Raw genomic sequence first — 12,190 nt, forward strand, 5'->3', positions numbered from 1 at the left:
TGTCGGACGGCGGCTCTTCGTTTACTGGTGTTACCGCCCGCCGGGATGGCAAGGTGGACCGGGCGTAAAGGTTCGCTCACAGAGTGGTGATCGACGTCCGTTTCGTCCCTGGCCGTGCCGGGAGGGCAAGTGGGTTTCGCACCCGAAGATCGCGTGCAGTACAGACACAAAGTGCGGCATTGCCTCGACGCATTCGCTCAGATGCTCGACCAGGGCGCCTTCGCCTCGCGTGACGGCATGACCGGCCTCGAGATCGAGATCAACCTGATCGACGCCGACGCCCGGCCGGCCATGCGCAACGCCGAAGTCCTGGCCCGCCTCGACGACCCGTCGTTCCAGACCGAGCTCGGCCAGTTCAACCTCGAACTGAACGTCCCGCCGCGCCCCATCACCGGCCGCGGCCTCGCCGACTATGAACACGCGCTGCGCGACAGCCTGGACCGGGCCGCCGCCAAAGCCGACTGCCGGCTCGTGACGATCGGCATGCTGCCCACCCTCACCCCCGGCGACCTGGTGCTCGAAAGCCTCTCCGCCAACGAGCGCTACCGCCTGCTCAACGACGAGATGGCCGGCGCGCGCGGCGAACAGTTCCGCGTCGACATCCACGGCGTCGAACGACTGCAGAGCGCCAGCGACTCGATCACGCCGGAGGCGGCCTGCACCAGCGTGCAGTTCCACCTTCAGGTGCCGCCGGACCGCTTCCACCGATTCTGGAACGCGTCCCAGGCGATCGCCGGCCCCCAGGTGGCGATAGGGGCAAATTCGCCTTTCCTGTACGGACGCCGGCTGTGGGCGGAAACTCGGATCGCCCTGTTCGAGCAGGCCACCGACACGCGCCCGGACGAGCTCAAGGCGCAGGGCGTACGCCCACGGGTGTGGTTCGGCGAACGGTGGATCACGTCCGTCTTCGACCTCTTCGAGGAGAACGTCACATTCTTTCCGCCGCTGCTGCCGATCCTGGACCGCGAAGATCCGTTCGAGGTCCTGCGGGCGGGCGGAGTGCCCCACCTGGGGGAACTGCGCCTGCACAACGGCACGGTCTACCGGTGGAACCGGCCCGTCTACGACGTCACGGAGGACCGCCCCCACCTGCGGGTGGAGAACCGGGTGCTGCCGTCCGGGCCGACCCTGACCGACCTGCTGGCCAACGCGGCCTTCTACTACGGCGTGGTGCGCCAACTGGCCGAGGAGGAACGGCCGATCTGGTCCCGCCTGCCCTTCGCCGCGGCCCGCGCCAACTTCCACGCCGGCGCCCGCGGCGGCATCGAGGCGACGATGACCTGGCCCGGCCGGGGCGAGATAGCGGTCACCGACCTGGTGCGCTCGGTGCTGCTGCCGAAGGCGTACGCCGGCCTGGACCTCTACGGCGTCGACCCTTCCCTGCGCGACCGCCTGCTCGCGGTCATCGACGAACGGTGCCGGCTAGCCCGCAACGGCGCCACCTGGCAGACCGATTTCGTACGCCACGCCGAACACCACCGGGGCCTGACCCGTCCGGCCGCCCTCCGCGAGATGCTGCTCCGCTACTGGTCTCTGCAACAGACCGACGAGCCGGTCCACACCTGGCCCAGTGCTTAGTCCCGCTGCTGCGGGGGTTTCGGGTTGATTTGCGCAATGGTCGGAGTGGACGGCGGCGGAGTGACCGTCGACTTCGGAGCCGCCTTCTTCGCCGGCCGGCCCCGCGTAGGACGGGCAGCGGCCGCAATCTCCGGGTCGACAACCGGCGCGTTGCCGATGGGCTTGATCTCGGCGGTCTTCTCGGAGCTCCACCCAGATTCGCCGGCGACCCGCCCGGACGTGTCGGCGGCCCGATCGGGTGCGCCGGCGATCCGCTCGGACGCGTCGGCGATCCGCTCGGGCTTGTCGCTGACTCGTCCGGGCTTGTCGCTGACTCGTCCGGGCTGGTCGACGACCCGCCCACGCTGGTCGCTGAGCTGCTCGGGTGCGCCGCTGACCAATCCGAGGTCGTCGCTGGATTGCTCCGGCTTTCTGGTCGATCGCTTGGGCTTGTCGCCGACGCGGGAGGTGGCTTGTGCGGCGTTCCGGCTGGCGGCCGCGGGAACAGCCTTGGCTGCGGGAACCGCCTTGGCCGGGGGAACGGTCTTGGTCTCGGGAACAGCCCTGGCCGCGGGAACGGTGTTGGCTGCGGGAGCGGTGTTAGCTGTGGGGACGGTTTCGGCCACGGGAACGGCCTTGACTGCGGAGGCGTCCCTGGCTGCGGCGGCGTCCCTGGCTGTGGAGACGTCCCTGGCTGCGGAGGCGTCCCTGGCTGTGGAGACGTCCCTGGCTGCGGCGGCGTCCGTGGCTGCGAGGGGGGCCTTGGCTATGGGAACGGCCGCGATTTCGGGAGTGTCCGCAGTCGAGCGGTCCCGTGCCAGCGGCGATTCGTCCGTTTGTGCGGCACCTGGCGGGACGGGAACTTTCGAGCGGCCGAATAGTCCGCGTTTCACCTTGGCGGGTTTTGCGGACGCGGTTTCAGCGGTCGGCGCAGGACCCGAGAAGGGCTTGGGCGATGCCTCGGCCGGTGCGGGCGAAGCCGAAGGCGTGGGCGGCGCGGTCGCGATGGGTGACGGAGAGGCTGTCGAGACGGGTGACGCCGAGGGTGCTGGCCGCGGAGAGGGCGTAGGTGCTGGTACCGCCGCGGGTGGGGTGTGGGCGGAACGAGAAGTGAGAGGCACCGCGGCGGTGGTGTCGTCGGTGCCGGAGGAAGAGGAGGAGAAGGAGGCGCCGGCGGAAGAGGAGGCAGCGGCGGAGGAGGAGAAGGAGGCGCCGGCGGTGGAAGAGGAGGCGGCGGCGGTGGAAGAGGAGGCGGCGGCGGAGCGGGCGGCTCGGCGGGTGATGGTGGAGCGGGTGGCGGTGACGGTCAAGGCGGAGCCGGCCAGGCCGGTGAGGACGGCGTAGGGGGCGATCAAGTAGGCGGACTCGATCGGGCCCAGGGCGCCGGTCAGGCGTGGGGCCAGGGCCAGGAAGGCGAAGGCGACCAGCAGCGGGCCGGCCGCGCCCGAGGTGGCGGCGGCGGCGCTGAGGTCGCCTCGGCGGGCGGCGGGGGCGACGGTGATGGCGCCGACCAGGAAGGCGGCGGCCAAGGTCAGCAGGGCGCTCGGCCAGTAGATGGCTCCGTAGCGGCCGCTCGAGGCGACCTCGACGAACTGCCAGCTTGTCAGGTACGTGGCTGACGTTCGGTTGGTGGCCAGCTCGACGATGATGGCGGCGATCGCCAAGGCCCAGAGCCATCCGGTGGTGGCGATCAGGTTGGCCGCCACTGGGGTCGAGGAGACGGCCCAGAAGGCGACTATCAAACCCAGGAGCAGGCCGATCGCGGCGTAGCCGCCGGCGATCACCTGGGGTGTGAACGTGTCCGGGCGTACGGCCGAACGAGCCGGAAGAGCGATCAGCGCGACCGTCACCAGGGCGCCCAGGGCCGCGCAGGCGGCCAGGGCGAAGCGCCAAGCGGCCGTTGACCGAGGACCCGGACCACCGCGGACCCGGCTGCCGACGACGGCGCCGAAGACCGTGGCGCTGGCCGCTATCCACGTGGCCCAGCCGAGACTGCCGAGCCAGACGCTGTCGTCCGGCGTCGTGGCGCTCGGCCACGCCACCACGCCCAGGCCGTAGCCCAGGCCCAGCTGGGCGGCGCCGGCGCCCGCCGCCACTCCGGCGGCGGTGGCCACCCGCACGATCCAGCCATCGTCGGCCTTGTTGCCGGCCCGTTTGTCGGCCATGCCGGGCACTGTAGCGGTAAGCGCCGATGCCTGCTAATCCGTCGGTAACCGCACGGATGGCCGTTTCACCCGGGCTCACCTGGTGTGTTTGTCCTGCGGAGGCCAGACACGTCCCCCAAGATTCGATACGTTGACCCATGCGGGTGACCTAGCCGGAGGAGTGGCTGATGTCCGACGAGAAGCGGCCCGGCGAGCCCGCGGCGGAGGACTCGACCGGGCCCGACAAGCCTGCCGCCGGCCCGGGCAAGCCCGACGCCGCCGGGCCCGACAAGGCCGGCGACGCGACCCGGCTCGACCTGCCCGCCGTCGCCGACGAGACGAAGGCCGTACCCGCCGCCGACGAGACGAAGGCCGTACCCGCCGCCGACGACGAGACGGATGACGAGACCAAGGTCGAGCCGGCGAAGGCGCCGCCGCCGTCGGACGAGGACACGCTGTCGGGCGGCGCCCGGACTGACGACACGCTTGACGACGTACGCACGGTGCCGGCCTACAAAGACACGCCGGTCAAAGACGCGCCGACCGCCGTCATGCCGGTCGACGACTGGGCGCCGAGCCGGGCCAACCCGGCCTGGTCGGGGCGGGCCGAGGTGCGCGCGCCGCAGCCGGGCCGGGGGTATCCCGAGGTCGACTGGGCCGCGGCCGACGCCGAGCCGCCCGGGCGCGACCGCTGGTGGATGCCGATCGTGGTCGGCGTCATCGCGCTCGTTCTGCTCGGGGTCCTGGGCTGGGCGATCTATCTGATCGTGCAGGACGACGACAGCGACGACACGCCGACGCCGGCGGTGACGATGTCGTCGGCGGCCGCACCGACGCGGACGGCCACCACGGCCACGAGCGCGACCACGGAGACCACCGCGCCCAGCACGGCGCCGCCGACGACGACCACCGCGCCGACTCCGACCACCACCGACCCGACGGACACGGAGGTCACCGTGCCCGCGCTGCGCGGCTTGGCGCTAGCGGCGGCGGAATCGGCGCTGAACGAGACCGGCCTGAACTATCGGATCAAATACCGTGCGGTGAACGCGCCGGCGGGGACCGTGGTCGACAGTGATCCGGCGGAGGGGCAGGAAGTACCACCGGACACTGTCGTCACGCTCGTGGTCGCCGCTGATGCCGCGACGACCGTACCGACGACCGCGACCACCGGCGCCACGCCGGGCGCCGACACGGACGGTCAGTGACGCCTCAGCGGTTGGCGCGTGCGGCGCGGTTCTGGACGACACCGCTGCCCAGGCCCGGCTGCCGGCCGTTGCGCGCCCGGGGGTCGGGCGCCTTGCCGACGGCACGTAGACCGCTGACCTGGACGAAGATCGATCGTCGCTCGACCGCGTCTCCCGTGGGGTTGAGCTCGTAACCGTCCAGCCAGATCCAGCCCTCGTAGGTGGGCCAGTCATGGACCCGGATGACACGGAAGAGCATCGGCGCCGCGAACTGGACGCTGGCCGCCTTTGTCACGTGTATGACATCACCGGACCGAGGTAACACGTCAACTCCTGCCCTGTAATCGTCTCGGGGTGAACCTTGACACGGAAGCAACAAGTGTGCACGGCAGAAACGCCATTGCAAGCATCCGATGATGCCAATCACCGAAAGCGTTGCGGAACGTCACCATGACCGATCCTGCTCGAGGATCCCTAGTGGATCAGTCCAATTCGGACGTGGTGAGGATCGGCACCGTGCAATCGGCGCCGTATCGGTGCACTGAGCCGCGCTTGGTCGCATCCTCCAAGTTGACAGAGTGATACGAGCCATACCGAAAAGATTGCACCACGAGTCGGATCGATGCAAGTTGCATGTCAGCCATCCGTGATTGTTGGTCTTGGCGGCCGTCAACTTGAATCATTAAATGATCGACAGGAGACTGGTGCTTGTGAATCAGCATCGCAGTCCCACCATTCGCCGTCGCCGGCTCGGGGTCGAGTTGCGCCGGCACCGGGAGGCGGCCCGAATCACGATCGACATGGTGGCCGAGCGACTCGGATGTTCCACGTCCAAAGTATCCCGAATCGAGACGGGCCATACGAGCGCCACGCCTGGCGATGTTTCGGCCATGTTGGACATTTATGGCGTAAGTGCCGCCGTGGCGCAAGAACTTGTCCAAATTGCCCGAGAAGCAAGGCAAAAGGGATGGTGGCATCCCTTTTCGACGGTTTTGAGCGGCGCCTATGTGGGACTCGAGGCGGCGACCAGGTGCATCCGGACGTACGAACAGCAGGTCATCCCTGGTCTTCTGCAGAGCGAAGAGTATGCAATTGCGATGATTCGGGCCGCCCGGTTGGGGGACAACGACCAGGAAATCGAGCAGCGAGTGCGCGTCCGGATGGAGCGGCAGTCGTTATTGATTCAGGACGATCCGATCGATCTTTGGGTGGTGCTCGATGAGGCGGTGGTGAGCCGGCCGGTCGGCGGCGACGCGGTCATGGTTGATCAATTGGCGAAATTGATCAACGCCGCACGGTTGCCGAACGTCACGTTGCAGATCTTGCCGTTCGCGGTCGGCGCGCATGCGAGCATGGACAGCACGTTCGCCATTCTCGAGTTCGAAGAGGAGGGGGACGCGGACGTGGTCTACATCGACAGCGCGACCGGCGGACTGTTTCTGGAGAAGGCCGAGGAGCTCGGTAAGTACATCTCCATCTTCGAGAGCATCCAGGCGACGGCCCTCCCCCCGGAGGAGTCCATCGAGATGATTGAAATGCTGGTAGAGGAGCCATTGTGGAAGTCGAATCGAAGGGTTTCCGGCTCGATCTGAGCCACGCACAGTGGTTCAAGAGCACGCGCAGCGGCCCCAACTCCGACAACTGCGTCGAGGTGGCGTTCGTCGATGAGGCCATCGCGGTGCGCGACTCCAAGAACCCGGACGGTCCGGCGCTGATCTTCACCGCCGCCGAGTGGGACGCGTTCGTCGGCGGTGCCAAGGACGGCGAGTTCGACCTCTGACCTCGCGGTCGGCGTCGCGACGCGGCCGGCCCTCCCGCCGAGCGGGAGAGCCGGCCGTAGTCATTTGCGCAGCCGCCTCGTTGAACCGCCAAAAGCTAGCGAGGCAGGGCAGACATATGACGATTGGTTCGGAAAACCTCAGCAGCGGTTCCTCCTCCACGGCGCAGGACCGGTTCAGTGGAGGAGTCAGCGCGTACCGCCAGAACCGGCGCGACGCACTCTCGGACAACAGCGACAGTTCGTCGGGGCTGCCCGTGCGATCGCCGGGCCGGTCGCACAGCATCGAGCCCACCAGCCCGCTCGACCGCGCGGCCAAGCTGCCGTCGCTCGACCTTCAAGGGCTGTCCGAGCCGGTCTTCCCGTCGAGTGGCTGGCCCGACTCCAGTTCCCAGTCGATGGCCGACCACCCGCTGCTCCGCGGCCTGCTGATGGAACTGCCGGCACGTGGCACGCTGCCGCCGTCGGACTGGCTGGACCGCTGGTTCGAGGCGGCGCGCTCCATCCTCGAACTGCTCTACGTGCAGGAAGCCAAGAAGAACTAGCGGATGCCGGCCGGAATCTTCGGCCGGCCGCGCCCCATCGGCGCGAGCACCAGCACGCTGAGCCGGCTGTGCCGCAGGGCCGCCCGGATCCCGATGGCCAGCACGGCCACACCCACCACGGTGATCGCGATGCCGGCCAGGTCGGCGCCGGGCACCTCCACCACCCGCGCCGCGATCGGCAGACCGAGCAATGTGGCCAGCGCGGTCACCTGCAACGGAACCAGCATCAACGGGTGCGCGGCGGCGGCACGCAGGCCGGGCGGAACCGGAGTCTGCGGGGCCGAGGCGAACGCGCCCGCGCCGCGACGTACCCGGCTCAACCTGTGCAGGCTCGCCGTGAGCACGATCAGAGCCGGCACGGCCGAGGCCAGCGCGGCGGCCGGAGCCGCCGAATCGCCCGGCAGAAGACCGGTCACCACCGGGACGGCGACGAACACCGAGGCGCCCGCCGCGACCAGCGCGGTGAGAGTGCCGGCGCGGCGGCGGAGCTCACGCGCCGAACGGGCGGCCGACAGCCTGTCGGCCAGCAGTCCGGCGGTGAGCCAGACGGCGACCAGGGCGCCGGCGAGGATGAGGTCCGCAACGGTGTTCACATCGACCAGCCTTCACCCGGCGCGCACGAAGCGAAACCGGGTTATCACCGGACCGACACCCGTAGGGGAGTGTTCTCCGACACGCGGGTAAACCCCGAGCGCCCACAGTGGAGCGGTTTGTCCTAGACCGCGAAGGAAGTGACCGGCTCGGTGGCCGGCGCGGGCGGCGTCGCCTTCCACAGTCCGCTGCGCTGAGCGGCCAGGCGGGCCAGGTAGGCCGGGTTGAGCAGGACGTACCGCTTCCACAGGCGCTTGGGCTCCAGGCCGAGACGCCAGAGCCACTCCAGGGCGTACTTCTGCATCCACGCGGGCGGGTTCTTCAGCAGGCCGGCGTGGTAGTCGAAGGCGGCACCCACGGCCAGAAGCGGCATGTCGAGAAGCGGGCGCATGGCGTACGTGAAGATCTCCTGCCGCGGGCAGCCCAGACCGACCAGAACGATCCGGGCGCCGGACGCCTTGATCCGCTCGGCGATCTCCTCGGCCTCACCGGGGTGGCTGGTCCGGAACTTCGAGGCCTCGACTCCGGCGATCTTCAGCGCGGGGAACATGCGCTCCAGGGCGGGCACCAGGCGGTCGAGGGTCGGCTGCGTCGAGCCGTACAGGTAGATCGGCAGGCCGTCGGCGGCGGCCCTCTCCACCACTTTCAGGGTGAGGGTGGGGCCGTAGACGCGGTCGGCCAGGTTGGCGTGGTGGAGAAGGTTGAGGGCCCAGCGGACGGGCTGGCCGTCGGGGGTCACCAGGTCGAAGGAGTTGAGGCGGGCGTTGTGGGCCTTGTCCTCCACGCCGGTCATGACGCCGTGTACGGCCAGGGCGGTCACGGCGTACGGGCGCCGGGCGTGGGCCGCCTCGATGATCTGCTGGGTGGCGGTGGCGTAGTCGGTGATGTCGACCATTACTCCCAGGACGCTGCGCTTGCCCGATCGGACGTCGGTCTGGTTGGCGGTCACAGCACGCTCCATGGGGTTTTGGCCACCTGTCGATTTTCGCCGCCGAGCATAGCGGGGGGTAGGGGAGTCACCTGGGCAGGCGAGCGCTTTGGTGGGGGCTGTTATTCCTGGGGCTCTGTCCCAGACCCCGGCCATCGCTGCTGGGACCCGGGGGGGCTGTCGTTCTGGTTGCGGTTGGAGGGTGGCTGGGGTTGGGTGGGTCCCGTTGCGACGGGACCCACCCAAACCCCTAAAAGAGACAAATCACTCAACTCCGCCGACGCGCCCGGCGCCCGCGACACGTCCACGAATCCAAATCGTGATCTCGCGCTCCGACGAAACTTCAGACTGAAGAAATCTCACCAAAGAAACTCACCCACGCGGGTACCCGCTGCGCCCACCGCAACCGACTCACGCACCGCGCCCACCGCACCGTGGGGGTCTGGGGGGTCGCCCCCCAGGCAGATATGACGAGGCGCCCCGGTCCGCGCTTCTCAGCGGACACAGGGGCGCCTGCGACTCGTGGGGATGGGGGGAGTTGAACCCCCACGTCCTTTCGGACACACGGACCTGAACCGTGCGCGTCTGCCATTCCGCCACATCCCCGTGGCTATAAAGCCTGCCCGAAGGCCTGCCTTTTTGTTACTAGCTGCGACAGACTACGCTGTCGCACGTCACCATGCGAGTTGATATCGCCTGTGACGCCGAGAAGACTAGCACGGCGTCTACGGGTGTCATACGAGGGTCAGAAGTGCCGGTCGTCCTTGAGCTAAAGATGCGCAAGCGGCGGCCGGATACCATCATGTCCTCGGAAGCCGAGGAGGAGCCGGTGAGCGTGCTGCAGCGCTTTGAGAAGCGATTGGAAGGCCTGGTCGAAGGGGCCTTCGCCAAGGTCTTCAAGGGTGTCGTGCACCCTGTGGAGATTCTGAATGCCATGCAGCGGGAGGCAGAGGCGCACAAGGCCATCTTGGCCGGTGGCCGCACGCTGGTGCCGAACCGCTACGTGATCGACCTCTCACCTTATGACCACAGCCGGCTGGCGCCCTATGCCGCCGCGCTGGCCCAGGAGCTGGCCCAGTCTCAGGCCGAGTTCATCGGTGAGCAGGCCTGGACGGTCTACGGCGACGTGATCGTCGAGATCGAGCGTGGGGACGGGCTCGACACGGGCATGTTCCGCGTGACGGCCGAGGTCTACACGGGTGGCGAGGTCGCCCCGGTGCAGCAGCCGGCCTACGACGCCGGGCCGCAGTACCCGCCGTACGACCAGGGTGGCTACCAGCAGCACGGTGGCGGCGGCATGCCGAACGGGCGCGGCAGCGTGGGCCTCATCTCGGGTGACGGGCGTACGTACCCGCTCCAGATGGGCTCGACCGTGATCGGCCGTGGCGACCAGGCGAACCTTCGCCTGCCCGACGTCGGCATCTCGCGGCGGCACGCGCGGCTCGACTACGACGGCAACCAGGTCGTGCTGACCGATCTCGGGTCGACGAACGGGACGATGGTCAACGGCCAGCGCGTCTCGGCCGTGGCCCTCAACCCGGGCGACATGATCCAGCTCGGGACGACCACGCTCACCTTCCGAGTGGACGGCTAGCGACCTTGCCCGAATTCGTCCTCACCGTCGCCCGGTTCGGCTTCCTCATCCTTCTGTGGATCTTCGTGTTCACGGTGGTGGGGGTGATCCGTAAGGATCTCTTCGCCGGGGCTCGGTCCAAGGGCATCGTCGCCAGCCCTCGGGGGGTGGGTGGCACGGTGCCCGCGGGTCCGCCGCCGGCGAAGGCCAAGCGCGGTAAGGCGGCACGGCAACTCGTGGTGACCGCCGGCCAGCTGGCCGGTACGCGAATCACGCTGAGTGAGGCTCCGATCACTATCGGTCGTGCTGAGGACTCCACCCTCATCATCACCGACGATTTCGCCTCCGCTCGGCACGCTCGGCTCGTGCCGCGGGACGGTCAGTGGTTCGTCGAGGATCTCGGCTCGACGAACGGCACGTACCTCGACCGCGGTAAGGTCTCCGGACCTACTCCCGTCCCCCTTGGCGTACCGATCCGTATCGGTCGCACTTCACTCGAGTTACGGCCATGACCCTGACCCTGCGCTACGCCGCTCAGAGCGACCGCGGTCTGATCCGAGACCTGAACCAGGACTCCGTCTACGCCGGGCCGCGGCTGCTTGCTGTCGCCGACGGGATGGGCGGCATGGCCGCCGGAGACGTCGCCTCCAATATCGTCATCGCCGCGATGGCTCCGCTCGACGAGGACGTCCCCGGTGACGCTCTGGTGGACGCGTTGCGCCACGCGGTCGGTCTCGCCAACCAGCATCTGCGTGACACCGTCGACGCCAACCCGCAGCTCGAGGGGATGGGCACCACGCTGACCGCGGTGCTCTTCTCGGGCAGCAAGTTCGGCATGGTGCACATCGGTGACAGCCGGGCCTACCTGCTGCGCAACGGTGAGTTCGCCCAGATCACCAAGGACGACACGTACGTGCAGATGCTCGTCGACGAGGGGCGCGTCAGCCCCGAGGAGGCGAGCAGCCACCCGCAGCGGTCGCTGCTGACCCGCGCCCTCGACGGCCGGGACATCGACCCGGAGTACTCGGTTCGCCAGGTGCTCAAGGGTGACCGCTACCTGATCTGCAGCGACGGTCTCTCCGGTGTCGTCAGCGCCGACACGATCGGCCAGACGATGCGGGAGATCGCCGACCCGCAGGCCTGCGTGGAACGGCTGGTGCAGCTCGCGCTGCGCGGCGGCGGTCCGGACAACATCACCGTGGTGATAGCGGACGCGACCGACGCCGACATCGTCGAGCAGGCGCCCATCGTCGGCGGCGCCGCCTCGATCGACCGGGGCAACAACACGGTCGCCGACACCTCCACCCCGGCCTCGCGGGCCGCCGCGCTGCAGGCTCCACGGCCGGCGCAGCCGCAGCCCGAGCCGCAGCAGCCGGAGGAGCCGGCGCCCAAGGGCCACCCGGTCCGCACCAGCCTGCTGGTGCTCGTGCTGCTCGGCGTGCTCGGCGGCGGTCTCTGGCTGGGCTATCGCTACACCCAGGACCAGTACTACGTCGGCGCGACCGACGCCGGTCAGATCGCGATATTCCGCGGCGTGCCGGGGCAGGTCGCCGGCCTCGACCTGTCGACGGTGAACGAGACCAGCCCGACCCGGCTCGACGACCTGACACTGGTCGCGCAGGACAGGGTGAAGCAGGGCATCCACGCCGAGGACCGGCCGGACGCCCAGCGGGTGCTGACCGAGCTCACCGTCGACCAGCCGTCCAACCCGAACCTGAAGCCGCTGTGCAGCACCGCGGCCGCCGCGGCCGCGGCTCCCACCACTCCGGCGCCCACGGCGCCGCCGGCGGGTGCCGCCACCACCGCACCCGCTCTCCCGCCGTCAGCTCAGGTCACCGAGTCAGCGCCCCCGGTCGTCGATCCGGTCGGGTGCCGGACCGTCAACTGA

At 69.1% G+C, this 12,190-nt stretch carries 12 protein-coding genes and 1 tRNA gene; 8 read left to right on the forward strand and 5 right to left on the reverse strand.

Annotation, left to right across the window (positions count from 1 at the left end):
• Nucleotides 1–108 precede the first annotated feature (108 nt).
• Nucleotides 109–1,578: a glutamate--cysteine ligase gene (locus tag AB0C26_RS17885; RefSeq protein ID WP_360248325.1), complete on the forward strand. Its 1,470-nt coding sequence runs from the start codon at nucleotides 109–111 to the stop codon at nucleotides 1,576–1,578.
• Here AB0C26_RS17885 and AB0C26_RS17890 read toward each other — a convergent pair.
• Nucleotides 1,575–3,722 (reverse strand): hypothetical protein, encoded by a 2,148-nt coding sequence (locus AB0C26_RS17890; RefSeq protein ID WP_360248009.1) that lies wholly within the window; start codon nucleotides 3,720–3,722, stop codon nucleotides 1,575–1,577. The genes AB0C26_RS17885 and AB0C26_RS17890 overlap by 4 nt on opposite strands.
• Nucleotides 3,723–3,889: 167 nt before the next feature.
• Between AB0C26_RS17890 and AB0C26_RS17895 the strand changes: the two genes are divergently transcribed.
• Nucleotides 3,890–4,909, forward strand: a complete 1,020-nt coding sequence (locus tag AB0C26_RS17895) for a PASTA domain-containing protein (protein ID WP_360248011.1) — start codon at nucleotides 3,890–3,892, stop codon at nucleotides 4,907–4,909.
• 4 nt (nucleotides 4,910–4,913) lie between these two features.
• On the opposite strand, the gene AB0C26_RS17900 is transcribed toward AB0C26_RS17895, so the two are convergent.
• Nucleotides 4,914–5,213 carry a hypothetical protein gene (locus AB0C26_RS17900; RefSeq protein ID WP_360248013.1) on the reverse strand — a complete coding sequence of 100 codons (300 nt, stop codon included), beginning with the start codon at nucleotides 5,211–5,213 and terminating at the stop codon, nucleotides 4,914–4,916.
• Between the two features lie 385 nt (nucleotides 5,214–5,598).
• Between AB0C26_RS17900 and AB0C26_RS17905 the strand changes: the two genes are divergently transcribed.
• From AB0C26_RS17905 to AB0C26_RS17915, 3 genes are all read left to right on the forward strand, one after another.
• On the forward strand, nucleotides 5,599–6,480 hold the full coding sequence (locus AB0C26_RS17905) for a helix-turn-helix transcriptional regulator (RefSeq protein ID WP_360248327.1): 882 nt from the start codon (nucleotides 5,599–5,601) through the stop codon (nucleotides 6,478–6,480).
• Nucleotides 6,444–6,668, forward strand: coding sequence for a DUF397 domain-containing protein (locus AB0C26_RS17910; RefSeq protein ID WP_360248015.1), 225 nt, complete (start codon nucleotides 6,444–6,446; stop codon nucleotides 6,666–6,668). Before AB0C26_RS17905 ends, AB0C26_RS17910 begins: the two co-directional genes overlap by 37 nt.
• A 116-nt stretch (nucleotides 6,669–6,784) precedes the next feature.
• Complete coding sequence (locus AB0C26_RS17915) at nucleotides 6,785–7,210, forward strand: hypothetical protein (protein WP_360248017.1); 426 nt, start codon at nucleotides 6,785–6,787, stop codon at nucleotides 7,208–7,210.
• Here the strand turns inward: AB0C26_RS17915 and AB0C26_RS17920 are convergent.
• The 3 genes from AB0C26_RS17920 to AB0C26_RS17930 form a co-directional block, all read right to left on the reverse strand.
• On the reverse strand, nucleotides 7,207–7,803 hold the full coding sequence (locus AB0C26_RS17920; protein ID WP_360248019.1) for a hypothetical protein: 597 nt from the start codon (nucleotides 7,801–7,803) through the stop codon (nucleotides 7,207–7,209). The genes AB0C26_RS17915 and AB0C26_RS17920 overlap by 4 nt on opposite strands.
• A gap of 122 nt (nucleotides 7,804–7,925) precedes the next feature.
• Nucleotides 7,926–8,696, reverse strand: a complete 771-nt coding sequence (locus tag AB0C26_RS17925) for a WecB/TagA/CpsF family glycosyltransferase (RefSeq protein WP_360248329.1) — start codon at nucleotides 8,694–8,696, stop codon at nucleotides 7,926–7,928.
• 556 nt (nucleotides 8,697–9,252) lie between these two features.
• A tRNA-Leu gene (locus AB0C26_RS17930) sits at nucleotides 9,253–9,335 on the reverse strand.
• A 196-nt stretch (nucleotides 9,336–9,531) separates the two neighbouring features.
• Between AB0C26_RS17930 and AB0C26_RS17935 the strand changes: the two genes are divergently transcribed.
• The 3 genes from AB0C26_RS17935 to AB0C26_RS17945 are packed head-to-tail and all read left to right on the forward strand — an operon-like array spanning nucleotide 9,532 to nucleotide 12,190.
• The gene (locus AB0C26_RS17935; protein WP_360248020.1) at nucleotides 9,532–10,323 is read left to right on the forward strand and encodes a DUF3662 and FHA domain-containing protein; all 792 of its coding nucleotides are present in this window, start codon (nucleotides 9,532–9,534) and stop codon (nucleotides 10,321–10,323) included.
• 5 nt (nucleotides 10,324–10,328) lie between these two features.
• Nucleotides 10,329–10,814: an FHA domain-containing protein gene (locus AB0C26_RS17940; protein ID WP_360248022.1), complete on the forward strand. Its 486-nt coding sequence runs from the start codon at nucleotides 10,329–10,331 to the stop codon at nucleotides 10,812–10,814.
• Entirely contained in the window at nucleotides 10,811–12,190 is a 1,380-nt protein-coding gene (locus AB0C26_RS17945) for a PP2C family serine/threonine-protein phosphatase (RefSeq protein WP_360248024.1), read from the forward strand. Before AB0C26_RS17940 ends, AB0C26_RS17945 begins: the two co-directional genes overlap by 4 nt.

The organism is Actinoplanes sp. NPDC048796 (assembly GCF_040650035.1).
Lineage (GTDB): Bacteria > Actinomycetota > Actinomycetes > Mycobacteriales > Micromonosporaceae > Actinoplanes.

Excerpts from the sequence above, each read along its gene's own strand:
- AB0C26_RS17895 (WP_360248011.1), top strand. The coding sequence starts at position 3,890 with ATGTCCGACGAGAAGCGGCCCGGCGAGCCCGCGGCGGAGGACTCGACC.
- AB0C26_RS17915 (WP_360248017.1), top strand. The coding sequence starts at position 6,785 with ATGACGATTGGTTCGGAAAACCTCAGCAGCGGTTCCTCCTCCACGGCG.
- AB0C26_RS17890 (WP_360248009.1), bottom strand. The coding sequence starts at position 3,722 with ATGGCCGACAAACGGGCCGGCAACAAGGCCGACGATGGCTGGATCGTG.
- AB0C26_RS17945 (WP_360248024.1), top strand. The coding sequence starts at position 10,811 with ATGACCCTGACCCTGCGCTACGCCGCTCAGAGCGACCGCGGTCTGATC.
- AB0C26_RS17935 (WP_360248020.1), top strand. The coding sequence starts at position 9,532 with ATGTCCTCGGAAGCCGAGGAGGAGCCGGTGAGCGTGCTGCAGCGCTTT.
- AB0C26_RS17925 (WP_360248329.1), bottom strand. The coding sequence starts at position 8,696 with ATGGTCGACATCACCGACTACGCCACCGCCACCCAGCAGATCATCGAG.